Raw genomic sequence first — 22,507 nt, forward strand, 5'->3', positions numbered from 1 at the left:
TCGTTGCGACAGGAATGCGGCCATGGTGGAAAGCGAATCGCCCCAGATTGCCCGCCTTTTGTCCGAAATGCCCCTTTTCCAAGGGCTCCCCGCCGAGCAAAGGGAATCCCTGGCCAGGAATCTGCAGGTTCGGCGCTTCCGGAGCCAGGAAATCGTGTACTGCGAGAAGGACCCGGCCGAAAGTTCCTGGGTCGTCCTCTCCGGGAGGGCGCGCATCCTTTCCTACATCTGCGGCGCCCGGCTCATGCAGATGGAAGCCTTGGAAAGGGGGCAGGTCTTCGGACTCTTGTGCCGCTTGGGGGCAGACAAGCAGCGCTACCCCTGCACGGCGATCGCCGACGGGCCGCTTTGCGCCCTGCGCCTGCCCGACGCGGTCTTCGACCGCCTCTACGAGCGCTATGACAGCGTCTCCCGCGAGGCCTGCCGCCTCTGCGCCAAGCGCCTGGGCTCCTTCCGCCGGTTGGTGCCCTTCGAACGGGAGGGCGTGCTCTTCCGGGTGGCCGAGATACTCCTCTCCCTTTACCGCAAGCACGGAGCCCGGATACCCGCGACCCGGCACGGCATCGCCGAGCAGACCGGGGCGGCCCTAGAGACCGTTTTCCGGGCCCTGGCGCATTTCCGCCGCCGAGGCTGGCTCGAGACCGAGCGCGGAGTGATCCGCCTCAAGGCCCCGCAGGCCCTGTCCCAGTATCTGCGCCAGAGGGAGCGCGGTTAGGCCCTTAGCGAATCTCGATGAAGGTGAACTGCTCTAGCGGCTCTCGCGAGAGCGACCAGGGAAGAAAACCCATGGCGCTCGAGTAGTACCCGCCCTCCCCGCTCCAGCCGCTCATGTGGCGCAGGGGGATGGGGGACTGGACCACGGCTTGGCTGACCAGCGCCTCGATTTTTCGGGAGGGAGGCAGGACGTTGCTGTTCACCTTGGGCATGACCACCACGTCGCCCGGGCGCGCCGCGTTCCAGCCTCCCAAAGTCCGGTCGAGCTGGCGCGCCCCGGCCCTGCCGAGGTACTCCTGCAGGCCCCAGTGGCCGCCGTACCAGACGCGGCGGTCCCGCGCTATGTAGCGGTCGGAAACGAAGGCGGCGGCGCGCCTCTGCGCCAGGGCGTACTCGACGTCCACCGCGATCACGAGCGCTGTCAGGCCCGCCGCCGCGGCAAGCCCCGTCCGGCCGAGCGCGGGCAGGAGCTCGGGGCGCTCGGCCTCGAGCCTTTCCCAGAGCCAAAAGACCAGGGGGGGCAGCAGGAAGAGCACGAAGCGGGCCAGAACCGACCAATAGGCCGCCTGGAGCGATCCCGCCGAGGCGGCCCAGGAAAGCCATAGAGCCGAGCCAGCCGTGCGCCGGCCCTTGAGAAGGGTCCAGGCGCCGAGCATGGTCCCCCAGGCGAGGAAAAAGCCGGTGAGCCGGTCCACGGGGCGCACCAATGGGGCGATGTCCATCCAAGGCGAGAACAAGGTCGCGCAGGCCGCCCCGCTCAAGAGCGCGGCGCGGCGGGAGGGCCTCAGGAAAAATCCCCAGGCCGCCGTGACCACGCCGAGTCCCCCCGTGAAAGCGAGAAGGGCCCGGGCCTTGTGGCCGGGGCCGGCCCAGGGCACTTCGGTGGACTGGGAGGTGAGGGACCATACGGCGCGCAGGGCCGAGCCGTGGTTTAGGAAGTCCCAGGCTTGGTAGAGGCCGACTCCGGAGAGGGCCAAGACCGCCCAGGCCGCGATCCGGGTCCAGCGCACGCCGCGCAAGAGGCAAAAGCCCGCCGCCGCAGGCACGAGGAAAACCGCATTGTACTTGCTGAGGATGGCGAGCCCCGCCAAGGCCGAGGAAAACCAAAAGGCGCTTGATCTCTCCTCCTCCACCCCGACGGCCAGGAGCCAGAGCGAGGGCAAAGCGAAGCTCGCCATGAGCCCTTCGGCCATGGCATGGCCCAGGTTCAAGGACCAGGCCGGGCCGCAGAGCACGATCAAGGTCGGCCAGAGGGGATTCTTGAGGTAGCGGCAGGCCAGGGCCAGGAGCGCCCAGGCCGAGGCGAGCAAAGCCGGGAAGAACAAGGCGCGGGTGAGCCATTCCCCGCCCCCCGATATTTTGAGAGCCCCCGCCAAGGCATAGCCCAGGAGGGGCGGATTGTTGTGGAGGCGCGCCATGGGCACGGAGGCCCCGTACCAGTTGAAGGAGAAATCCAGGGGATGGAGGGGGTCCTTCAAGATATGCCGCGCGATGGCAAGATAGAAGGGCTCGTCCATGTGCCAGGGCTCGGCCCACAGAAATAACATCGGCAGGAGCATGGCCGCCGCCACTACAAAGAGCTCCAACTTAGAAGGAAGGCGTCCAGCCGGGGATTCCTCTGGCCCCGCGGAAAGCCCGGCGAGCCTGACCAGGAACTTGGGCAGCTCTATCCAAAGATTGAGCTTGGACCGGCCGAATTTGCGGTCTGAGAAGCGCACCGGGAGCTCCGCCACCCGGTAGCCCGAGCCCGCCACCTTCAATATCATCTCGAGAAGCAGGGAATTGCTGTTCTCCCGGGTTTGGACGGCGCGCCATACCGCGCGGCGTATGGCGCGGAAATTGGCGGAGTAATCGCTCAGGGCCAGGCCCGTCAGGCGCTTTACCACGGCGTTGCCGAGGCGGCTCACCCAATACTTGGCCTCGATCCGCAGATTGGGCCTCTCGTAGCCGCCGCCCGCGCCGTGGCGGCAGCCCAGGACGAGGTCCGCGCCGGAGTCTATGGCCGTCAGAAGCCGCGGGATGTCCTTAGGATCGAAGGAGAGGTCCGCATCCATGGAGAGGATCACGTCGTTTGCGGCCCGGTCGTAGCCCCAGCGCAGGGCCGCGCCGATGCCCTCGCGGGAGGGCTTTGAAAGGAGCCGTGCCTCCGGAATGCTCCGGGAAAGCTCGGCCACGGCCAGCGCCGTGCCATCCGGGGAATTATCATCCACGACCAGTATCTCGTGCCGCCTGCCGGCCAGGACCTCGTGGACGGCCCGTATCAGGGCCTCGATGTTCTCGCGCTCGTTGAAGGTCGGAATGACCACCGAGACGCTGGAAGGCTGGCTCGTCACGGGGCGATTCTACCAGTTGTGGCGCCCACAGCCAAGCGCCGGTCCTGTAGGGCTTATTTGGTACAATTGTTTATGTTTTCAGCTCTTACAGCGGTTTTAATTGTCCCTGGCTTTGCCTCCGCTGGCGTGCCACCAAGAATGCTGCGCCGGGAGACCATCGTCAAAAGGAAGTCCTGACTGCTAAGAGCCATACTATTGGACCCGCAACTTATTCGCAGTCTTGACGTTTCTATAACCAGCGCGGGCCTCTGGCTTGGAATCGGCATTGCCTATGTCCTGGTTGTCAGGGTTTGGTGGAAAGTGCCATTCGCCGAGGCTGTTCGCCGTGCTGGCATTGCGTGGGGGAACAGACGCGACTGGGCCTTCGCGGCCGCGTTTCTGCTCCCGTGGCTTGCCTTCGTGTGGGCGTCCTATCGCTGGATGCCGGTGACGGCCGCCGACACGACGTCTCCTTATCGCCCGTTTCTGGGCAAAGGTGTTTCAGTCGGCGTCATCCTGGCCGCCCTCACTTACGGGATTGTCGCCGCGGGCTTTGGAGAGGAGTTATTTTTTCGCGGGCTCATCGCGGGTGCTCTTGGGCGAAGGATGGCGCTTTGGAAAGCGAACCTCGTTCAGACGTTCGTCTTTCTGGCGCCCCACCTGCTGATTCTGCTGATAAAGCCAGCGGCTGCGCCTATCCTCATTGGGGTGGCGGCTCTGGCGGCAACGGCAGGATGGCTTCGCCTTCGGTCCGGTTCGATCGGGCCCGGGCTGATGCTTCATGGGCTTGGAAACACGTTCGTCGCCATGCTGGCGGCGGCCAGTTCGCAGTAGTGAAGTGATTCTCATGCCGATAGCCGGTGGGGCGCCTTCGGCGAGTAGACGCGTCTTTTAAACGCCCATTTTGATGACCTCCCTGTATTCGGCGGTGCACCCGTTTCTTCCCATGAACCGCCGCGAGATGCAAGCCCGCGGCTGGGACCAGGTGGACGTGGTGTTCGTGACCGGCGACGCCTACATAGACCATTACTCCTTCGCCATGGCCATTTTAGGAAGGGTCCTGGAGGACCAGGGCTTTCGCGTGGGCATCCTGAGCCAGCCCGACTGGCGCTCCTGCGCGCCCTGGCGGGAGTTCGGCCGGCCGCGCCTCTTCTTCGCGGTCTCGGCCGGGAACATGGACTCCATGATCAACCATTACACGGCCAACAAGAAGGTCCGCAACGACGACGCCTATTCTCCGGGGGGCCGCATCCGCCTGCGCCCGGACCGGGCCACCATCCCGTACTGCCAAAGGGCGCGGGAGGCCTTCCCGGGCGTGCCCGTGGTGGCGGGGGGCGTGGAGGCGAGCTTGAGGCGCTTGGCCCATTACGACTATTGGAGCGACGCGGTGAAGCCCTCGATTTTGCTCGATTCCAAGGCCGATCTCCTGGCCTACGGGATGGGCGAGGAGAATATCCTCGCCATCGCCCGGGGCCTGGCGGCGGGAAAAACCTTGAAGGAAATGCGCGGCCTGCGCGGGATCGCCTACGCGTTGGGCGCGAGCGAAACCCCGCCCCGGGACGGTGCCGTCAATCTGCCTTCCTTCGCCGAGGTCCGCGGCGACAAGGACAAGTTCCTCCAGGCGACCCGCTTGATCCACAGGGAGACGAGCCCCTTCAACGCCAAGACTATCGTCCAGTACCACGACAAGCGGGCCGTGGTCCAGACCCCTCCCCAGCTTCCGGCGAGCCAGGAGCGCATGGACTACTACTACGGCCTGCCCTTCACGCGTCGGCCGCACCCCTCCTATCGCGAGCCCATCCCGGCCTACGAGATGATCAAGGACTCGGTCACTATCATGCGCGGCTGCTTCGGGGGCTGCACATTCTGCTCCATCACCGCCCACCAGGGCCGCACCATCCAGTCCCGCTCCCAAGAGAGCGTGCTGGGCGAGCTCAAGGCCATGGGCCGGGACCCGGAGTTCAAGGGTGTGGTCTCCGACATCGGGGGGCCGACGGCCAACATGTACCAGATGCGCTGCGCCAAGCCCGAGGTGGAGAGGATATGCAGGCGCCTTTCCTGTGTGAGCCCCGTGATTTGCAAGTGCCTGGGCACCGACCACGGGCCGCTCACCGAGCTCATGAAAAAATCCCGCGAGGTGGAAGGGGTGGACAAGGTCTTGGTCGCAAGCGGCATCCGCATGGACCTGGCCCGGCTTTCGCCGGAGTACATGGGGGAGCTTGCCCGGCACCACGTGGGTGGACGCTTGAAGGTCGCGCCCGAGCACGTGGATCCCACAGTTCTTGCCGCCATGAAAAAGCCCGCCTACGACACCTTCGAGGACTTCGCGGCCAAGTTCAAGGAGGAGAACCGCAAGGCGGGCAAGAAGCAATTCCTGGTCCCCTATTTCATCGCCAGCCACCCGGGCTCGGATCTTAAGGCCATGATCGCCTTGGCGGTTTTCCTGAAGAGAAACGGCTACAAGCCCGACCAGGTGCAGGACTTCATCCCCGCCCCCTTCGATGTCGCCACGGCCATGTATTACACTGGCAAGGACCCGGAGACCGGGGCGGCCCTTCCCATCGCCCGGGGCCTGCGCGACCGCAGGCTCCAGCGCGCCCTCCTGCAGTTCTTCAAGCCCGAGAATTACTTCGAGGTGAGGGAGGCCTTGCTCAAGGCCGGGAGGCGGGACTTGATCGGCCCCGGCTGCGATTGCCTCATCCCCGGGCGGCCCCCGGCCGCGGCACTCCTAGAGAGGCGCCGCCGCGCGCAGAAGGAGGTCGGCGAGCACGTCCACCGCATCCCGTCGGCCGGCTACCGCCCCAAGCGGCCTTCGGCGCGTTAAGCCGGCAGCTTGTCGGCCTCGGAGTCCTCGCAGACCTCCAGGACGTCCTCCAAGGTGGTGACGCCGCGGACGACTTTCTCGAGGCCGTCCTGAAGTACCGTTTTCATTCCCGTCTTGAGGGCCGATTCGTGGACCTCGGGGGAGGTGGCCTTCATGATAATTTGGCGCCGGATCTCCTCGTTGGCGACCAGGAGCTCCGAGATTACGGTGCGGCCCCTGAACCCCGTGAAAAAGCAGTGGCGGCAGCCCTTGCCGCGGGAGACCTTGGCCTCTCCGAGGTCGCCTGGGAGGTGCCTGGCCAGGAAGGCCAGGGCCTCGGGGCTGGGCGGGGCTGACTCCTTGCACTCCTGGCAAATGGTCCTGACCAGGCGCTGGCTCATGGCGCAGCGCAGGCTGCTCGCGATGAGGTAAGGCTCGGCTCCCATCTCCATGAGCCGCACCACCGCCCCCGCGGCGTTGTTGGTGTGCAAGGTGGCAAATACCAGGTGCCCCGTCAAGGCCGCGCGGATCGCGATCTCGGTGGTCTCCAGATCCCGGACCTCGCCCACCAGGATCACGTCCGGGTCCTGCCTCAGGATCGAGCGCAGGACCTTGGCGAAGTTGAGGTCTATGTCCGGGTTGACCTGGATTTGGGTCAGTCCCTCGATCTGGTACTCCACCGGGTCCTCGACCGTGGTGATGTTCTTGTCCCCGGTGTTGAGGGCGTTGAGGGCGGAGTAGAGGGTGGTGGTCTTGCCGTTTCCGGTCGGGCCGACGATCAGAACCATGCCGTTGGGCTTGTGGATGATGTGCTTGAAGGTCTTGAGGGTCTCGCCGCCGAAGCCGAGGTGGTCCAGGCCCAGCATCATGGCCCCCTTGTCGAGCACCCTCATGATGGCTTTCTCCCCGAAAACCGTGGGGGTGATGGCGACGCGAAAGTCTATGGAGCGGCCCTCGATCTTGATGTGGAAGCTCCCGTCCTGGGGCAGGCGCCTTTCGGCGATGTCGAGGTTGCACATGACCTTGACGCGCGAGACCACGGCGGCCGCCACCGAGAGGGGAAGGGACTCGTTCTGCTGGAGCACCCCGTCCACCCGGTACTTTACCTGGAGATTCTTGCGGTCGGGGATCAAGTGTATGTCGCTGGCGCGGTTGAGGAGGGCGCCCAGGAGAAAGAGGTTCACGGTCTTGATCACTGGGGCTTGGTCGGAGAGCTGGTTCAAGTCTATGTCGAGCCCGATGCTGCGGCTAAGCTCCGCCCCCTGGTCCTTGACGCTTTTGAGGAGCTTCTCCACCACCTTTATCTTGTAGTGGTCATGGTACTCGGAGAGCTTCCTCAATATCGCCCAGCGCGAGGCCAAAGCCACCCGGATGGAGCAGCCGGCCAGCTTCTCGATGTTCTCGATGGTGGTCAAATCGCTCGGGTTCTGCATGGCCAAGAGAAGCGAGCTGTCCTGCTTCTCCACGACTATGAGCCCTTTGTCCACCGCCATCTCCTCGGGGATCATGGTGACGAGCGCTGGGTCCGGAGAGAGCCCCTCCATCGAGAGAAAGGGAATGTTCATCTGGGCGGCTTGGAGGGCCAGTATGCGGTCTTCGACCACTATGCCGCGGTTGATGAGGAACTGCTTGAGGGGCGGTGGGCTCTTGGAGCGGGCGAGCTCGCCCTTGATCTCCTCCAGGCGCGCGGCCTCTATGAGGTTGTTCTTGACCAGGTCTTCTTCCAGGCGCTCATCGGCTGATTTCATGGGCTAATTATGGGGCCGTATGGCGCGGCTGTCAAGGCGGGTAATTCGGTGACAGTTACCGAATTCCGATCAGCTGTTGTAATTCGGTAACTGTCACCGAATTACTCCGAATTTAGTAAAATTACTTCCCCGTCGTGATTACTCTCAGCGAAGTCCATAAGTCCTTCGGCCAGCAGACCCTTTTGAGCGGGGCGTCTTTGCAGATCAACCAGGGTGACCGCTTCGCCTTGGTCGGGCCTAACGGAGCCGGCAAGTCCACCCTTTTCAAGATGCTCTTGGGCATCGAGGAGCCCGACGGGGGGCGGATCAGCCTCAAGCGGGGGGCGGTTGTCGGCTACCTGCCCCAGGAAAACGCGCCTAGCGGCGATTCGAGCGTGCTGGCAACGGCCCTGGCCGACTGCGAGGAGCCCGACGGGCGCCTGGCGGCCAAGGCCAAGGCCGTGCTTATGGGCCTGGGCTTTCGCGTATCTGACTTCGAGAGGCCGGTGAATGCCCTGAGCGGGGGCTGGGCCATGCGCGTGGCGCTGGCCAGGCTCCTTATCCGCGAGCCCGACCTCCTGCTTTTGGACGAGCCCACCAATCATCTCGATATCGACTCCTTGTTCTGGTTTCAGACCTACCTCCAGTCCTACGTCGGGGCGGTTTTCCTCATCTCGCACGACAGAGCCTTCATCAATGCCGTGTGCCGGGCCATCGTGAGCCTCCAGGACCAGGGGCTTAAGGTCTACCGCGGGGATTACGAACAGTACTTGCGCGAGCGCCAGGCCGAGAGGGAGCGGCTGGAGTCGGCTTGGAGGCGCCAGCAGGAAGAGATCGCCAAGATGCAGGAATTCATCGACCGCAACCGGGCCAGGGCCTCCACCGCCAACCGCGCCCAAAGCATGATCAAGCGCTTGGAGAAGCTCGCGCGCATAGAACTCCCCGCGGAGGCCAAAACCGTTAAAATTCGATTCCCGCAGCCCCCGCGGGTGGGAGTAAGGGTCCTGTCCCTCAAGGACGTGTCCAAGGCCTACGGGGGGACTTCGGTCTATAGGAACCTCGACTTCGAGCTCGAACGCGGCTGGAAGATGGCCTTCGTGGGCCACAACGGGGCCGGCAAGTCCACCCTCCTCAAAATTCTGGCCGGGGTCATTGCCTTCGATTCGGGAGAGCGGCTCGTGGGGGCCGAGGTCAAGGTCGGCTATTTCTCCCAGCACCGGGAGGGCCAGCTCGACCCCGATAAAACCGTCCTCCAGGAGGCTTTGGGCGTCAATCGTCATAATTCCGAGCTGATGGTGCGCACCGTGCTTGGGACCTTTCTGTTCTCTGGAGACTCCGTGCGCAAGACAACCGCTGTCCTGAGCGGCGGCGAGAAAAGCCGCCTCTCCTTGGTCAAGCTCCTGCTCGACCCTCCCCACGTCCTTCTCATGGACGAGCCCACCACCCACCTCGACATGGCCAGTGTGGACGCCTTGGTCGAGGCCCTGAAGGCCTTCGAGGGCACGATTTGCTGCATCAGCCACGACCTGTATTTTCTCAACGCCCTGGCCGACCACGTGGTGCACATCGTGGAGGGCAAGGTCACGGTCTATCCGGGCGACTACGAATATTTCAAGCACCGCCAGGCCCAGTGGCATGAGGAAAATCCCATGGCCGTGCCCATGCCCGGCGACACGTCTGCTGAGAAGCAGGCGGTCAAGTCCGCCGCGGATCCGCGCCGGCAGGCCAAGCTGGCGGCCAAGCTCGAGGCGGAGCTGCAGGTCCTCCATCAGCGCTTGGAGGAGCTGGCCGGCCTGCTCTCCGATCCCGCGCTTTACGCCGATTACGAGCGGGTCAAGGAAGTGGGCGATGAGATGGAAGGGGTGCAGAGGGACATCCAGGCCAAAGAGGTCGAAATCCTGCGTTTGTAGTATAATGAGCCACTCTGATGCTTGAGCGTCTGCGCCGCATGGTCTTCGGCAAGCCCCGAGACCTCAACGACCCTGGCGTATTCCACAACATTTCCCTCGTGGCCTTTCTGGCCTGGGTCGGGCTGGGCGCCGACGGCCTTTCCTCCTCCACCTACGGACCCGAGGAGACCTTCCGGATGCTGGGCTCCCACACGCATTTGGCCGTGATCCTGGCCGCGGCCATGGTGCTCACCATCGCGGTGATCGCCTACGCCTATTCGCGCATCATCGAGCATTTCCCCCTGGGGGGAGGGGGCTATGTCATCGCCACCACCTTGCTGGGCCCCAAGGCGGGCCTCGTTTCCGGCTCGGCCCTCATCGTGGATTATGTCCTCACCATTTCGGTGTCGATCGCGGCCGCGGCCGACGCTTTCTTCAGCTTCCTTCCCATAGAATACCACGTTCTCAAATTCCCGGCCGGGCTTTGCGCCATAGCAGGCCTCACCGTGCTCAACCTGCGCGGGATCAAGGAGTCGGTCAATATCCTGATGCCTGTCTTCCTCGTGTTCCTAGGCACGCACGCCGTGGTTATCGGGGGGGCCCTTCTGCTCAACGCCGGCAATCTTCCCCATGTCGCCCATGAAATCCGCTCGGGCTTCGGCGCCGATCTTGCCACCATCGGCTGGGCTGGAATCCTGGCCATAGCGCTTCGCGCCTACGCCTTCGGCTGCGGCACCTACACCGGCATCGAGGCGGTTTCCAACGGCCTGGCCATCATGCGCGAGCCCAAGGTCGAGACCGGCCGCAAGACCATGCTGTACATGGCGACCTCTTTGGCCCTCACGGCCGGGGGCCTGGTCCTGGCCTATCTTCTCCTCAATATCCGGCCCGTGGAGGGCCGGACCATGAACGCGACCTTGACCCGCGAGTTCATGGGGGCGCTGCTTGGCCCGGGCAGCGCCGCGGGCTGGTGGTTCTTGATGCTGACCTTGGTGTCCGAGACGCTTCTCCTGGTGGTGGCCGCCCAGGCCGGCTTCATAGACGGTCCCCGGGTCATGGCCAACATGGCGCTCGACTCCTGGCTTCCGAGGAGGCTGGCCAGCCTCTCCGACCGCCTCACCACCCAGGACGGCATCCTCATGCTGTCCTTGGCCTCTGCCGCCACCATGTTCTACGCCCACGGGCACACGGTTACTTTGGTCATCATGTATTCGATCAACGTGTTCATCACATTCACCTTGAGCGAAATGTCCATGATCCGCTTTTGGCTGAGGGACCGCAAAACCCGTCCGGATTGGCGACGCAAGATCATCATCCACGTCGTGGGCTTCCTTATGTGCGCGACGATCCTCGCCATCAACCTCTATGAGAAATTTTTCGATGGGGGCTGGGTCACCTTGGCGATCACGGCGAGCCTCATCACCCTTTGCGCGGTGGTCCGGAGACATTACTCGGCGGTTCGCGAGAACCTCTCGCGCCTGGACCAGATACTTTCCGAGCTTCCCGGGAAATCTTCCCAGGCCCCGCCGCCCTTGGATCCCAAGGGCCCCACGGCCATTCTCCTGGTGGGGGGCTACGGGGGGCTCGGGATGCATTCGCTCTTGTCCATCGTGCGCCTATTCCCGCGCCATTTCAGGAATTTCGTGTTCGTGTCGGTGGGCGTGGTGGACTCCGCCGTGTTCAAGGAAAGCATCGTGGTTGAGGAGGTTCGCCAGCAGACCCGCCAACTCTTGGAAAGATACAAGGAAGCGGCCCAGAAGCTAGGCCTGGCCGCGGACTGGCACATGTCGGTCAGCACGGACGTTCTCGAGGAGGCAGAGCGCCTTTGCCTCGAGGTCTCCAAGGAATACCCGCGCTCCATCGTATTCTGCGGCAAGCTGATCTTCGAGAAAGAGGGTCTTTTCAACCGATTCCTGCACAACGACACGGCCTACGAGCTCCAGCGCCGCTTCCAATTCGCGGGCTTGAACGCCATGGTGCTTCCGGTCCGAGTGCTCACTGCCCAATAATGTATAACGCGGGCATGAAGCCTCCGCTCTCTTGGCGGTGCTCATCCACGACCCCCACAAACCCGAGTCCGGGGCCTAAACGGCCCATTGCGCGACGTTGATGTGATCGGGGGCGCTTCGCAAGGAGGGACGCTCTCTTTGCTGCCGGGCCTCATCGAGCCCCGTCCAGAAAAGCCGCACCGAGTCGAGAGCCGCTCTCCCGCCCTTGAGGAACTTCCGGGGGTTAAAGTCCGGCCTCGAGAAGTCCCGTTCGAGCGCCTCCCAGACGTTGGCCCTGTGCCCGGATTCGACCTCGAAGTGCCAGCGGAAAAATCCCAGGGGTAGGGGTTCCAGGCCCTGTGGGAGGCGTTCTCTTTCGTTGAAGGCTTCAAGACCTGAGATGAGCTGGCTCCAGAAATTGTGGGTCTCGAGCTCGGCGCCGCCTCCTATGCCGTGAGAGGCCCAGTTCTCGACCGCGAAGCTCGCGCCCGCCCCGACGGATGGGTCGGGATGGGAGTAGTTGCGTTCCAAGCCTTTCAGGAAGTTTCTGGTGGCGGGGCTGGCCGACTCCCAGCGTCCCAGCTCCATAGGGCCCAGCCCCAAGGGGCGTGCGCACTGGCGAAGCCAATTGAGGTGGGCGTTTGAAGAGGAGAAAGTCCGGCCCTCGGCGGAGCCGCTCTCGGCGTCCAACCCCACCCCGCATTCATTGACCAAAATCTGGCGCGCGCAGCGCTCCGCCTCCTCCGTGGCGGCCAATACCATGCGCTTGGCCTGGATGACCAGGAAGTAATTGGAGAAGACCGAGAATTGGATCAGGAGATCGCGCACCTGCTCCGGCGCGGCTTCTCCCCCGGCGAACCATCGCGTGTAGCGGTTTTCAAGGATGACGGGATGCTCCAGGAACTCCCGCGAGATGGTTTGCTTGAAGCTTTCGAGGTCTTTCATGCATTCTCCTTTGCGAGGAGACATTGTAGCGGCCGGGCATTAAGAATGTAAAGTAAATAAAGTTGAATACATTGATTAACTTATAGTTAACTATGACATGGACCTTTACCAGCTGCGCTATTTTCTCGAGGTAGCCCGCGAGCTTAGCTTCACCAGGGCCGCGCGCAACCTCTACGTGTCTCCTCCGGCGGTCAGCAAGAGCGTGGCTTTGCTCGAGGCTTCGCTTAAGCGCAAGCTCTTCACCAGGAGCCGAAGGCGCGTGGAGCTTACCTCGGAGGGGGAGCTTCTCAAGTCCAAGGTCGAGAAGATTTACGACATCCTGGAGGGAGTCCGCCTCGAGTTGACGGGAGAGGCAAGAGAGGGCCCCTCGCGCCTCAAGATCGGCAGCAGGGAAATGATCACGAACTACCTGTTATCGCCCTGCCTGGCCGCTTTCCGGAAGAAATATCCCAACACCCGCTTCGGGCTTTACGAGCTCGAGCCTCGGCAGATGGCCGAGGCTCTGAGGAAAGACCTGGTTGATTTCGCCTTTTATTATCATGGAGACATCGCCGATCCCGCCCTTGAGATCCGCAAGGTGGGTGCTGTGCGCTCCCATGTCTATGCCGCCAAATCTCTCTTGCCCCAAGGACGGCCGCCCCGGAATCTGGAGGAGCTGCTAAGCCTTCCTTATATAGCCCCGCGCTATTTTCAGTCCGATCCCACCGAGCCCAGCATCGATGGATTCCCGGACCATCGCGCTCTAAGGAACATCCAGTACGAGGGCGAGTTCCTGGAGACTCACCGTCGCTACGTGATCGACGGCCTGGCCGCGGCGGTCCTTCCCGATTTCGTGATTAGGCGGGAATGGAAGGCGGGCCAGGTTCTGCGCCTGGAGGTGGGGCCGAGGCTGGGGCGGGACATCTACTTCATCAAGAGAAAAACCCGACCCCTGCCCCGGGCCGTGGAGCACTTTCTGGGCGTCCTTAAAAAGACCCTGACACTTCTAGAGAGCCCCCGCTGAGCTTGAGGGCGTAGGAGCCGCCGCTTTTTTCCCCCAGTTTCGCGAACACGGCGGCTTTCCCTGTGACGGGGATGGTTCCGATGTAGGAGTCGTGTCGGTAGACGTCGGCCTTTCCCGACACATCCCCCGATCCCTCGAGCGCGTCGCAGGAGGGCTCTCCGATGCCGACGTGGCATTCCACGTCTATCGTCGCGCTGACCGTCGCGATCCCCGAGAGCCCCTGTTCCCCTTTCATGGTGACCAAGGTCTCGAATCTCACCTTTCCTGAATAGAGGCCGCTGAAGAGCGTGGGATTGCTGTAGGCGGCGGAGCCGCCGCCTATAGTGTTTTCCCGGGTGATCTCCGTTTTGCCGGAGAGGGGCGCGGGCGGGGCGGCGAGGGCCAGAGCGGGGCAGAGAAAAGCTAAAGCGAGGCTTCGGGCGGTAGTCATGGAATATTCTCCTTTAATGTTCGAAGTGATTTAGGGCTCGCCCTCATTATAGGAATTTAATGTTTGCCCCACAGCTCGCCTAGGCGGCGGTCGCGGCCGCAGGCGCGGCGGTAGAACTTATAGCGCAAGGGATTGCGCTTGTAGTAGTCCTGGTGGCGCTTCTCGGCGGGGTAGAAGGCTGAGGCCGGGACGATTTCCACCTGGAGAGGGGTCTTCGACTTGAGGGTTCGCGCGGCCTCCTTAGCGGAGGCCTCGGCCAGGGCCTTCTGCTCCTGGCCGAGGTAGAAGATGGCGGGGCGGTACTGGAGGCCGCGGTCGCAGAACTGCCCCTGGCCGTCCGTGGGGTCGACGTTGCGCCAGTAGACTTTGAGCAGTTCCCGGTAGCGCACTTTTCCGGGGTCGAAGCGCACCTGCACGCTTTCCGCGTGGCCCGTGCCGCCGGCGGAGACTTCCTCGTACGCGGGGTTTGCCTTGCTGCCGCCGGCGTAGCCCGAGATGACCGAAATCACGCCGGGGATCTTCTCGAAGGGGGGCTCCATGCACCAGAAGCAGCCTCCGGCGAAGGCGGCCAGCTCCGTCGAGGTATCGGAGGAACTGGCGGGAATGGCCGGCCCAGGCCAGAGAAGGGTTAGGCCGAGGGTCAATCCCTTAAATAGTGGCATGTGTAGCCCTCCGGGTTCTTGAGCAGGTATTTCTGGTGATATTCCTCGGCGGGCCAGAACTCCGAGGCGGGAACGATTTGAGTGGCCGCTGGGCGGGACCACTTTCCCGACTTGTTCACTTTTTCTCTTGCCTTTTCAGCGGCTCGCTTCTGTTCCTCGGAATGGTAGAAGATCGCCGAGCGATACTGCGTGCCTACGTCGTTTCCCTGGCGGTTGGCCGTGGTGGGATCGTGCATCCGGAAGAAATAGCCCAGCAGCTCCTCATAGGAGAGTTTGGCCGGGTCGAACTGGACCTCCACGGCCTCGGCGTGGCCAGAGCTCCCGGTGCTCACCATGCCGTAAGTGGCGTTCGGGCGCCGGCCTCCGGTGTAGCCGGCTTTCGTTGAAACTACTCCGGGAATTCGGCGCAGAAGCTCCTCCATGCCCCAAAAACAGCCCCCGGCCAAGGTGGCGGTTTCGAGGCCCTGGTCGGGGCTCATGGTTTTTTGAAGAAGCGCGCGAACTCCCCGTAGCCCTCGGCCTCGAGCTTGTCGGCGGAGATAAATCTAAGGGAGGCCGAGTTGATGCAGTAGCGAAGACCTGTCGGGGCCGGCCCGTCCGGAAACACATGGCCCAGGTGGGAGCCCCCGTGCTTAGAGCGGACTTCCGTGCGCTTAATGAAGAGCTTCCGTTCCGTCTTCTCCACGACGTTTTCCGGCACCAGGGGCCTGATAAAACTCGGCCAGCCCGTGCCCGAGTCGAACTTTTCGGCCGAGGAGAAAAGGGGTTCTCCCGAGACCACGTCCACGTATATTCCGGGCTTATGGTTGTCCCAATATTCGTTCTTAAACGGGCGCTCCGTGTCCTCCTCTTGGGTCACCGAGTACTGCAGAGGAGTCAACCTCTTTTTCAGCTCTTCCTGCGGAGGCTTTGAGTAGTTTTTCATGGTTTTCTTTCGGGGCGCGGGGCCGGCTCCGACGGAGGCATACGCAAGAATCACGACGACAGCGAATGCTCTCATAACTATATTATATTGTTTAATTCGGTGACAGTTACCGAATTCATGCGCGAGATCGAGCGGCGGAAGGCGGATTTCGATTTGAGCAGGCTTCTTAAGGCCCGCGAGAGGACTCTGCAGGCCGTGGCTGAAATCGCCGGGGCCATGAAGGCGGGGATGCCGGAGGAGGATGCCTACGGGATCGCCAAGGCCGTTCTCGCGGAGATGGGCGCCGAGAAGCATTGGCACCGCCCCTGGATCCGCTTTGGGCCCAACACCACGAAACTTTACGGGGAATTGTCGGCTCCGGGATGCCGCCTGGGGCCAGACGACATCTTCTTCGTGGACATAGGTCCGGTTTGGGGCGGCTACGAGGGGGACGCAGGGGATACCTTCACGACCGGTTCAAATGCCGAGTTTTTCCGCTGTCGCGATGGAGCGCGCAGAATTTTCGACGCCGTGAGCAAGCGCTGGCGCCAGAAGAGCCTTGCTGGCCGGGCGCTTTACGAGTTCGCCCGAAAAAAAGCCGACGAGCTTGGCTGGGCCCTTAATTTGAGGGCCAACGGCCACTGCCTCTCGGATTTTCCGCATGCCTTGTACTACAAAGGGGGCCTTGCCGAGGTCTCCTTCGCCCCATCTCCCCATGCCTGGGTCCTGGAGATACAAATCCGCCATCCCTCCCGTGAATTCGGCGCTTTTTACGAGGATCTGCTGTTTTAATCGTGGTATTGATAGAATCGTAGGATGATCCGCAGCTCTTGGAAATCCCGCTCAAATCCGAGGACGAGGCTCGAGTGCTTTTTGTAGGCAGAATCGGAGGCAAACATTGGTCGGCTATCAGCACATATCGGGGCGCACGCGTGCGCATCATTTCCGTGAGGCGATCTCGAGATCAGGAGAGGGAACTGTATGAAAGCTAAAAAACTAGACAAGTTGTTTGACTTGGGGGGCGACGTCTCGAAGTATCTTGATCTGGTGCGCGCTAAAAGGGTCAATGAGGCGCCCAAACGCGTGAATGTGGATTTCCCGGCCTGGATGATCCATCCCTTGGACAAGGAGGCCAGCCGATTGGGTGTTACCAGACAGTCCATCATCAAGGTATGGATTTCCGAGCGTTTGGGCAATAGGGCCTGACTTGGAGACAGAATGAAGATCCCTCTCGACGCGCGTTTTCTTGCAGTGTATTCGGGCGTCGTGACCGCCGTCCTGCTCGTTGTTTTGCTTGGCGCTTTTGCGCCAGCCAAAAACAGGGTTAAATTCGATGAATTGGAGGTTCAACGAATCAACATTGTCGAGCCTGACGGCACATTGCGGCTGGCTATTTCGAACAAAGCGCGGTTTCCTGGCTTCATCATGAAACGCAAGGAACGCTCTTACGACCGATCCACGGCAGGAGTTCTTTTTTTCAATGACGAGGGCACTGAAAATGGGGGCTTGATCTTTGGAGGGCGCAAGGGGAGCGACGGCAAGGTTTCAGCCGGCGGCAGCCTCACGTTCGATCAGTATGAGCAGGATCAGGTTGTCCAGATCGTGCAGAACGAAAGTGACGGACAGCGCTTGGCTGGGTTCAAAGTCAATGACGCGCCTGAAACCCCAATCGATTTTGACGCATTCGATAAACTAAACAAACTGGAGGGCGCGGAAAAGGAGGCCGAGCTCGAGCGGCTGCGAAAAAACGGCAAGCTTCTGCGCCAGCGCATATTTGTCGGCAAGCGCTCTGACCGCTCCGCCCTTATAGTCTTGAGAGACCGTGAGGAGCGCGAGCGGATCGTCATCGAGGTCGCCCCCGACGGTTCTCCCAGCATGAGGTTTCTCAACGAGGAAGGCAAGGTCGTGAGCCGGCTGCCGCCAGCGGTGGGAAAATGACGTGTACGGTCGTGCTCTGGCTGCCTGCGTGATTATATCAGAATTCGGTAACTGTCACCGAATTCCTCTCGCCGCAATCCCGTCTACGGCTACTAGGCGACCGTGGAGAAATACTCCTTGGATTTTTCGGGGTCGGCCTTCATGGACTTGCGGCCTTCCTGCCAGTTGGCCGGGCAGACCTCTCCGGTTTTTTCAACGTGCTGGAAGGCCTTGAGCACGCGCAGGATCTCCTCGACGTTTCGGCCCACTCCCAGATCGTGCACCACGCTGTAGGCCACGGTTCCCTTGGGGTTGACGAGGAAAAGGCCGCGCAGGGCCATGCCCTCCGGGGTGAGGACCCCGTAGTCCGAGGCGATTTGCCGGGACAGGTCGGCCAGAAGTGGGTATTGGATCTCGCCCAAGCCGCCTTCCTTGCGCGGGGTGTTGACCCAGGCCAGGTGCGTGAACTGGCTGTCCACGGAGCAGCCCAGGACCTCGCAGTTGAGCTTGCGGAAGTCCTCGACGCGGTCGCTGAAGGCCGTGATCTCGGTGGGGCAGACGAAGGTGAAGTCCAAGGGATAGAAGAAGAGGATGAGCCATTTTCCCTTGTAGTCCTCGAGCTTGACTTCCTTGAAGAGTTTTCCTGAAACCGCCGTGGCCTTGAAGGCCGGCGCGGGCTTGCGGACCAAAGTGTCTGACATGGTGCCTCCTGAAAGACGAGAATGGCCTATTTTATCAAAAATCCGCCGAGTTTTGCGGGCTAAGACTTGAGCCCCAGGGTCCACCGGGACCTAGGCCCATGCCGCGCGCACCGTTATCGGCTAGAATGGCGGCCGAGCATGAACGCAATGCCCAAGCCCGGCGCGCTTCTGGCGGGGATTCTTGCTTTAAGCTCCGCCCCGGCCGCGGTGACGGGCGGATCGCCTTGAAGCTTCCGCTTTAAAGCGCAAGCTCCACGTCGAAGCCGAGCTCGATTTCCTGGCTTCCCCCCGAGACCTTGACTTCCCGGAAGTTGGCCTGGATGGTGGAGCGGCCGAGGGCCTGCATCTTGCGCACCGAGATGTCGCTAAAGCGCGCCTTGGTGCCGCGAAGGCTCTCCTGCAGTTGGGACTTCATGCCTTCCAAGGCCGTCTGCAGGGCCTTGGCTGAGGCTTGCAGGGCGGTTTTCTGTCCTTCCTCGGTCAGGCGCAGCTCCACGTCCTTGGTGTTCATGTAGTCATCCCAAGTTCCCTTGACGAACTCGGCCTCGGCGCGGTATTCCGCCTGATATTGGACATGAACGCCGTTGATCATGTCATCGACGGATTTTTCGACGCGGATGAAAGTCTTTCCATTCTCTCTGATGAGGTCGAGGTCGGAAATGCCCTTGATGTCGATTCCCACGACCTGGGTGTTCACCTCTCGCGTCGTCTTGTCGAGAGCGCTCAGAATGCCCTCGCCCTTTACGGTGTTGATGGATTCCACGCGGTTCCGGATCTGGCGGTAGCCCGGAGGCAAAGTGCGATAGCTCGACGCGTAAGCGCTTTCCGTCTTTATTTGAACGACGTTCAAGGTGACCAAGTAGTGGCTGGCCATGGCCAGCCTGGGCGCCTCGATGCCGAGATTCTTGAGCTCGATGCCCTGGTCGAAGGACGCCGAGGTGATTTGGGCCTGGAGCGAGGGCGCCAAGGCCATGCAGCACAGCGCGATCCTGAAGAAATTCCGTTTCATTGAAGCCTCCTGAAGTAGATGACGATGGACCCCTTAATATGAATTTTCCTGGAATAGCTTCTGGGTCTTTAGACCTAATACGATGGCCGCAAAAGGCCTAGGTCGGGAGGGGGCTCAGTGGTTCGGGCTTAGGCCTGGGGCAGTTATCCACAAAAATTTCCCGGAAAGTTTTTGTGGATAACTTCTAGCTTCTCGGGCGAGCCGACGTCGGCCCAATAGTAGGCGTCGGCCCGGAAGCCCCGGATCTTTTGGCCGCCTGCGGCCAGGCGCAGGTAGGCCTTGATGATGGAAAACGCCCCGCTCTCGGACAGGAGGGGAAAAATCTCCGGTGAAAGGGCGTGTATGCCGTCGAATCCAAGTCTTTGGGCCCCCGGCAAGGGAGTGCCCGCCCAATTGATGGAGCCGTTAGCAGACTCCCGGCCGCGGAGCCGTCCCTTGGCGTCGAAGAGAAGATGGCTGCTCGTTTGGCGCTCTCTCACCGAAAGCGTGGCCAGGGCCCGGTTTTTCTCGTGGGCGTTAAGAAGCTCTCCGAAGTCCACCGTGCTATAGACATCCACGTTGTGCAGCAGGAACGGCCGTCCGTCATCGAAGAACCACGAGGCTTTTTTAAGCCCTCCCCCGGTGTCCAGAAGTTTATCCTCGAGGGAGAGCTCGATGCGCAGGCCAAAAAAATCCTTGGACTTCAAGAATGCCGCGATTTGGGGAGAGAGATGATGGACGTTGACGATGATCTCGCGGACCCCGGCCCCGGCCAGGCGCTGGATCACCCGCTCGAGCATGGGAACTCCTGCCACCGGGACCAGGGCCTTGGGTGTCGAATCGGTGAGCGGCCTCATTCGGCTGCCCACTCCCGCGGCCAAGATCATCGCCTTCAAGGCCTTCAGCCCTCCTCGCGCTTGTCGAGCTCCCGGTGCCGGAGCTCCACGTCCACCTTGCGCGTCCCGCGCAGGTGCAGGGCCAGGCGCTCGGCGCAGTAGACCGAGCGGTGCTGGCCGCCGGTGCAGCCGAAGGCCACCAAGAGATCTGTGAAATTGCGGCTCTGGTAGTTCTCGACGGCCAGGTCCACCAGTTCGAAGACGTTGGAGAGAAACTTATTCACGGGGGCCTGCCCTTTCAGGTATTCGATCACCTCCGGGTCCTTCCCGCTGAGTTTGGCGAATTCCCCGCGCCGGCCCGGGTTTGGCAGAGCCCGGCAGTCGAAGACGAACCCGCCGCCGTGGCCCTTCTCGTCGGCCGGCATCCCATCCTTGTAGGAGAAGCTTTGGAGCCGCACGGTGAGTTTGAGGGACGCGGTCCCGAACTGCCTCAAGGCGGAGGAGGCGACCAGGTTCCCGTAGACGTGCATGAGGGCGGGCAGCTCCACCGGGAGCTCGGTCGTGCGCAGGAGATGCTCGAGATTGCGGATGGCGTAGGGGATGCTTTGAAGGAAATGGGTTTTTCTCTCGTAGAAGCCGCGCAGGCCGTAGGCCCCCAGGGCCTGCATGATGCGGATGTAGACGTAGCCGGGGTAATATTTCAGGAATTCTCCGCGGTCGAGCGCGACCATGGCCGAGGCTGCCTCGATGTAGCGCTCGAGGAGCTCCGCCCTCAGCTCGAAAGGCATGTCGGCCTTGGCGTCGAAAAGCAAGGAGGCGATGTCGTACTGCAGGGCGCCGTGCCGGCCGCCTTGGTAGTCTATGAACCAGGGGGAGCCGTCCCGGACCATGATGTTGCGCGACTGGAAGTCGCGGTACAGGAAGAACTTGCGCGGGGCCTCGAGCAGAAAATCGGCGAAGCGCTTGAAGTCCACCTCCAGGTCCTGCTCGTTGAAGGGGATTTTGGCCAGGCGCAGGAAATAGTACTTGAAGTAATTGAGGTCCCACATCATGGACTGCTTGTCAAAGCTCGGGCGGGGATAGGCTAGCTTGTAGTTGAGGCTCCTGCCGGCCGCGACTTGGAATTGGGGCAGGGCCTTGACCACCTTGCAGTAAAACTCGACGGTGTAGGGAGAAAATCCCCGGGGTCCCCGCGATCGGCCGAGCAGATCGAATAGAGTCGTGTCCCCCAGGTCCTCCTCCAGATAGATGCCTTGATCAAGGTCCTGGGCGTATATCTCGGGCACGGGGAGCCCGCATTCGCGGAAATGGCGGGAGAATTCGAGGAAAGCGACGTTCTCCTGGCGGTCTTGGTTCGCGGCTCCGATCACGCTGCGGCCATGGCTCGAGATTCTGAAAAGGCGTCGGGCCGAACCGTCGCCTTTGAGGGGTGCCAGGGCGACGGGCGCCTCGCCGAAATGAGATCGGTAGAGCTCCTGGAGCCTCTCTTCCTTCAAATGGCCCGCCCCCAGATCACCTTGAGGTATTCTCCCTCCGGGTGGTCCACAGCGAAGGGATGGTCCGGGCCGGCCCCCGATTTCTTGAAAATCTGCAGGCGCTTGCCGGCCGAGCCCGCCGCCGTGCGCACGATTTGCTGGAAGTCCTCCCAGGACAGCATGCCGCTGCAGGAGCACGTGACGAACACCCCGCCCTCGTCCAGCACCGACAGGGCCAGGCGGTTTAGGTCTATGTATTTGCGCCGTCCGAAGTCGTAGGTCTCCTTGGAGGCGATGATCTTGTAGGGATCGAGGATCACCAGGCCGTAGCGCTCCTGGTTTTCCGACATCTGCCGCAGGTATGGGAAGGCGTCGGCGCAGACCACGTTGAGCCGCGCCTGGTTGATGTTGGCGTTGCGGCGGGCAAGCTCTGCCACCTCGGGGTCGAGCTCCACGCAGGTGACCTCCGCGGCCTGCCCCAGCTTCTTGGCGTAGAGCCCGAACCCGCCGCTGTAGCTGCACAGGTCGAGGACTTTGCGCCCTGAGGCAAAGCGCGCTGCCTCGAGGCGGTTCTCCCGCTGGTCGCAAAAAAATCCCGTCTTGTAGCCGCCCGAGGGATGGACCTCGAAGAGGACCCCGTGCTCCTTGATCCTGGCCACGAGTTCAGGCCCCGGCTTGACCTTGAAGCCCTCCATGCTTTCCGTGTATTGGCTGGCCCGGCGCGCAAAGCGCGCCTTGGGGAAATGCTCCCGCAGGAGGCGCTCGAGTCTCTCGGCCTGGTGGAACATCCCGAGCGAGTAAAACTCGAGCACGAGGCAGTCGCCGTAGCGGTCCACCACGAGGCCGGGCAGGCCGTCGCCCAGGTCGTGGACCAGGCGGCAGGCGTCGGTGACGCGGTCAAGGCCCAGGACCCCGCGGCGCAGTTCGACGGCCTTCTTGAGCTTGTCGGCGAAGAAGTCGTCTGGGGAAAATTTGGCGGGGTCGCCTCGGACAAGGAGGCGCAGAGCGATCAAGCTCCGGGGATTGTAGAGGGCCACCCCGTAGGGCGCGTCGTTTTTATCGTAGACCGCGACGATGTCCCCGGGCTTGGTCTTCGCGTCGGCCTTGTCTATCATGCGCTTGAAAAGCGTGGGGCCGGAGGCGGCCGAGCGGAGCTTGACCCGGGGAAGGATTTCCGGCGGAAGGCTCTGATTTTTCAAGCGAAGCATTGTAG

The 22,507-nt window shown here is 62.2% G+C and carries 22 protein-coding genes; 10 read left to right on the forward strand and 12 right to left on the reverse strand.

Annotated elements, in window-relative coordinates; genetic code table 11:
• Nucleotides 1-22: 22 nt before the first annotated feature.
• The gene (locus tag HY921_07710; protein ID MBI5630753.1) at nt 23-715 is read left to right on the forward strand and encodes a Crp/Fnr family transcriptional regulator; all 693 of its coding nucleotides are present in this window, start codon (nt 23-25) and stop codon (nt 713-715) included.
• Between the two features lie 4 nt (nt 716-719).
• On the opposite strand, the gene HY921_07715 is transcribed toward HY921_07710, so the two are convergent.
• The gene (locus HY921_07715) at nt 720-3,047 is read right to left on the reverse strand and encodes a glycosyltransferase (protein ID MBI5630754.1); all 2,328 of its coding nucleotides are present in this window, start codon (nt 3,045-3,047) and stop codon (nt 720-722) included.
• A 195-nt stretch (nt 3,048-3,242) separates the two neighbouring features.
• Here HY921_07715 and HY921_07720 point away from each other — a divergent pair, with 195 nt between their 5' ends.
• A complete protein-coding gene (locus HY921_07720) occupies nt 3,243-3,860 on the forward strand; it encodes a CPBP family intramembrane metalloprotease (protein MBI5630755.1) in 618 nt (205 codons plus the stop codon).
• A 73-nt stretch (nt 3,861-3,933) separates the two neighbouring features.
• Complete coding sequence (locus HY921_07725) at nt 3,934-5,850, forward strand: YgiQ family radical SAM protein (GenBank protein ID MBI5630756.1); 1,917 nt, start codon at nt 3,934-3,936, stop codon at nt 5,848-5,850.
• On the opposite strand, the gene tadA is transcribed toward HY921_07725, so the two are convergent.
• Complete coding sequence (gene tadA, locus HY921_07730; GenBank protein MBI5630757.1) at nt 5,847-7,577, reverse strand: Flp pilus assembly complex ATPase component TadA; 1,731 nt, start codon at nt 7,575-7,577, stop codon at nt 5,847-5,849. The two genes, HY921_07725 and tadA, sit on opposite strands and share 4 nt — an antisense overlap.
• Nucleotides 7,578-7,711: 134 nt before the next feature.
• On the opposite strand from tadA, the gene HY921_07735 reads away from it, so the two are divergent.
• Entirely contained in the window at nt 7,712-9,466 is a 1,755-nt protein-coding gene (locus HY921_07735) for an ABC-F family ATP-binding cassette domain-containing protein (GenBank protein MBI5630758.1), read from the forward strand.
• Between the two features lie 17 nt (nt 9,467-9,483).
• Nucleotides 9,484-11,454, forward strand: coding sequence for an APC family permease (locus HY921_07740; GenBank protein MBI5630759.1), 1,971 nt, complete (start codon nt 9,484-9,486; stop codon nt 11,452-11,454).
• Nucleotides 11,455-11,529: 75 nt separating this feature from the next.
• Here HY921_07740 and HY921_07745 read toward each other — a convergent pair whose 3' ends face one another.
• On the reverse strand, nt 11,530-12,378 hold the full coding sequence (locus HY921_07745; protein ID MBI5630760.1) for a hypothetical protein: 849 nt from the start codon (nt 12,376-12,378) through the stop codon (nt 11,530-11,532).
• 97 nt (nt 12,379-12,475) lie between these two features.
• Between HY921_07745 and HY921_07750 the strand changes: the two genes are divergently transcribed.
• Nucleotides 12,476-13,381 (forward strand): LysR family transcriptional regulator, encoded by a 906-nt coding sequence (locus tag HY921_07750; protein ID MBI5630761.1) that lies wholly within the window; start codon nt 12,476-12,478, stop codon nt 13,379-13,381.
• Here HY921_07750 and HY921_07755 read toward each other — a convergent pair.
• From HY921_07755 to msrB, 4 genes are read right to left on the reverse strand one after another with little or no spacing between them, the layout of a single operon-like run.
• Nucleotides 13,344-13,811 (reverse strand): hypothetical protein, encoded by a 468-nt coding sequence (locus HY921_07755; protein MBI5630762.1) that lies wholly within the window; start codon nt 13,809-13,811, stop codon nt 13,344-13,346. The genes HY921_07750 and HY921_07755 overlap by 38 nt on opposite strands.
• 56 nt (nt 13,812-13,867) lie before the next feature.
• Nucleotides 13,868-14,473: a peptide-methionine (S)-S-oxide reductase MsrA gene (msrA, locus tag HY921_07760; GenBank protein MBI5630763.1), complete on the reverse strand. Its 606-nt coding sequence runs from the start codon at nt 14,471-14,473 to the stop codon at nt 13,868-13,870.
• Complete coding sequence (gene msrA, locus HY921_07765; protein ID MBI5630764.1) at nt 14,452-14,952, reverse strand: peptide-methionine (S)-S-oxide reductase MsrA; 501 nt, start codon at nt 14,950-14,952, stop codon at nt 14,452-14,454. The genes msrA (HY921_07760) and msrA (HY921_07765) overlap by 22 nt, the downstream gene beginning before the upstream one ends.
• Complete coding sequence (msrB, locus tag HY921_07770; protein ID MBI5630765.1) at nt 14,949-15,398, reverse strand: peptide-methionine (R)-S-oxide reductase MsrB; 450 nt, start codon at nt 15,396-15,398, stop codon at nt 14,949-14,951. The genes msrA (HY921_07765) and msrB overlap by 4 nt, the downstream gene beginning before the upstream one ends.
• 117 nt (nt 15,399-15,515) lie before the next feature.
• Between msrB and HY921_07775 the strand changes: the two genes are divergently transcribed.
• The 4 genes from HY921_07775 to HY921_07790 are packed head-to-tail and all read left to right on the forward strand — an operon-like array spanning nt 15,516 to nt 17,315.
• Entirely contained in the window at nt 15,516-16,169 is a 654-nt protein-coding gene (locus HY921_07775; GenBank protein MBI5630766.1) for an aminopeptidase P family protein, read from the forward strand.
• Between the two features lie 38 nt (nt 16,170-16,207).
• Nucleotides 16,208-16,369, forward strand: a complete 162-nt coding sequence (locus HY921_07780; protein ID MBI5630767.1) for a BrnT family toxin — start codon at nt 16,208-16,210, stop codon at nt 16,367-16,369.
• Complete coding sequence (locus tag HY921_07785; GenBank protein ID MBI5630768.1) at nt 16,359-16,583, forward strand: CopG family transcriptional regulator; 225 nt, start codon at nt 16,359-16,361, stop codon at nt 16,581-16,583. Before HY921_07780 ends, HY921_07785 begins: the two co-directional genes overlap by 11 nt.
• Before the next feature lie 12 nt (nt 16,584-16,595).
• Nucleotides 16,596-17,315, forward strand: coding sequence for a hypothetical protein (locus tag HY921_07790; GenBank protein ID MBI5630769.1), 720 nt, complete (start codon nt 16,596-16,598; stop codon nt 17,313-17,315).
• A 92-nt stretch (nt 17,316-17,407) separates the two neighbouring features.
• Here HY921_07790 and HY921_07795 read toward each other — a convergent pair whose 3' ends face one another.
• The 5 genes from HY921_07795 to HY921_07815 all read right to left on the reverse strand — a co-directional run bounded on the left by HY921_07795 (nt 17,408) and on the right by HY921_07815 (nt 22,493).
• Nucleotides 17,408-17,995, reverse strand: a complete 588-nt coding sequence (locus HY921_07795; GenBank protein ID MBI5630770.1) for a peroxiredoxin — start codon at nt 17,993-17,995, stop codon at nt 17,408-17,410.
• Nucleotides 17,996-18,233: 238 nt separating this feature from the next.
• Nucleotides 18,234-19,004 carry a hypothetical protein gene (locus HY921_07800; protein ID MBI5630771.1) on the reverse strand — a complete coding sequence of 257 codons (771 nt, stop codon included), beginning with the start codon at nt 19,002-19,004 and terminating at the stop codon, nt 18,234-18,236.
• Between the two features lie 143 nt (nt 19,005-19,147).
• On the reverse strand, nt 19,148-19,870 hold the full coding sequence (locus HY921_07805) for a nucleotidyltransferase family protein (GenBank protein MBI5630772.1): 723 nt from the start codon (nt 19,868-19,870) through the stop codon (nt 19,148-19,150).
• Nucleotides 19,871-19,884: 14 nt separating this feature from the next.
• Nucleotides 19,885-21,315 (reverse strand): phosphotransferase, encoded by a 1,431-nt coding sequence (locus HY921_07810; GenBank protein ID MBI5630773.1) that lies wholly within the window; start codon nt 21,313-21,315, stop codon nt 19,885-19,887.
• Nucleotides 21,312-22,493 (reverse strand): class I SAM-dependent rRNA methyltransferase, encoded by a 1,182-nt coding sequence (locus tag HY921_07815; GenBank protein ID MBI5630774.1) that lies wholly within the window; start codon nt 22,491-22,493, stop codon nt 21,312-21,314. The genes HY921_07810 and HY921_07815 overlap by 4 nt, the downstream gene beginning before the upstream one ends.
• Between the last annotated feature and the right edge of the window lie 14 nt (nt 22,494-22,507).

It is taken from the genome of Elusimicrobiota bacterium (assembly GCA_016218575.1).
GTDB lineage: Bacteria > Elusimicrobiota > Elusimicrobia > UBA1565 > UBA9628 > JACRDN01.

Coding starts and splice junctions, on each gene's coding strand:
- HY921_07710 (MBI5630753.1), top strand. CDS start 23: ATGGTGGAAAGCGAATCGCCCCAGATTGCCCGCCTTTTGTCCGAAATG.
- HY921_07725 (MBI5630756.1), top strand. CDS start 3,934: ATGACCTCCCTGTATTCGGCGGTGCACCCGTTTCTTCCCATGAACCGC.
- tadA (MBI5630757.1), bottom strand. CDS start 7,577: ATGAAATCAGCCGATGAGCGCCTGGAAGAAGACCTGGTCAAGAACAAC.
- HY921_07740 (MBI5630759.1), top strand. CDS start 9,484: ATGCTTGAGCGTCTGCGCCGCATGGTCTTCGGCAAGCCCCGAGACCTC.
- HY921_07745 (MBI5630760.1), bottom strand. CDS start 12,378: ATGAAAGACCTCGAAAGCTTCAAGCAAACCATCTCGCGGGAGTTCCTG.
- HY921_07750 (MBI5630761.1), top strand. CDS start 12,476: ATGGACCTTTACCAGCTGCGCTATTTTCTCGAGGTAGCCCGCGAGCTT.
- HY921_07755 (MBI5630762.1), bottom strand. CDS start 13,811: ATGACTACCGCCCGAAGCCTCGCTTTAGCTTTTCTCTGCCCCGCTCTG.
- msrA (MBI5630763.1), bottom strand. CDS start 14,473: ATGCCACTATTTAAGGGATTGACCCTCGGCCTAACCCTTCTCTGGCCT.
- msrA (MBI5630764.1), bottom strand. CDS start 14,952: ATGAGCCCCGACCAGGGCCTCGAAACCGCCACCTTGGCCGGGGGCTGT.
- msrB (MBI5630765.1), bottom strand. CDS start 15,398: ATGAAAAACTACTCAAAGCCTCCGCAGGAAGAGCTGAAAAAGAGGTTG.
- HY921_07775 (MBI5630766.1), top strand. CDS start 15,516: ATGCGCGAGATCGAGCGGCGGAAGGCGGATTTCGATTTGAGCAGGCTT.
- HY921_07785 (MBI5630768.1), top strand. CDS start 16,359: ATGAAAGCTAAAAAACTAGACAAGTTGTTTGACTTGGGGGGCGACGTC.
- HY921_07790 (MBI5630769.1), top strand. CDS start 16,596: ATGAAGATCCCTCTCGACGCGCGTTTTCTTGCAGTGTATTCGGGCGTC.
- HY921_07795 (MBI5630770.1), bottom strand. CDS start 17,995: ATGTCAGACACTTTGGTCCGCAAGCCCGCGCCGGCCTTCAAGGCCACG.
- HY921_07800 (MBI5630771.1), bottom strand. CDS start 19,004: ATGAAACGGAATTTCTTCAGGATCGCGCTGTGCTGCATGGCCTTGGCG.
- HY921_07805 (MBI5630772.1), bottom strand. CDS start 19,870: ATGATCTTGGCCGCGGGAGTGGGCAGCCGAATGAGGCCGCTCACCGAT.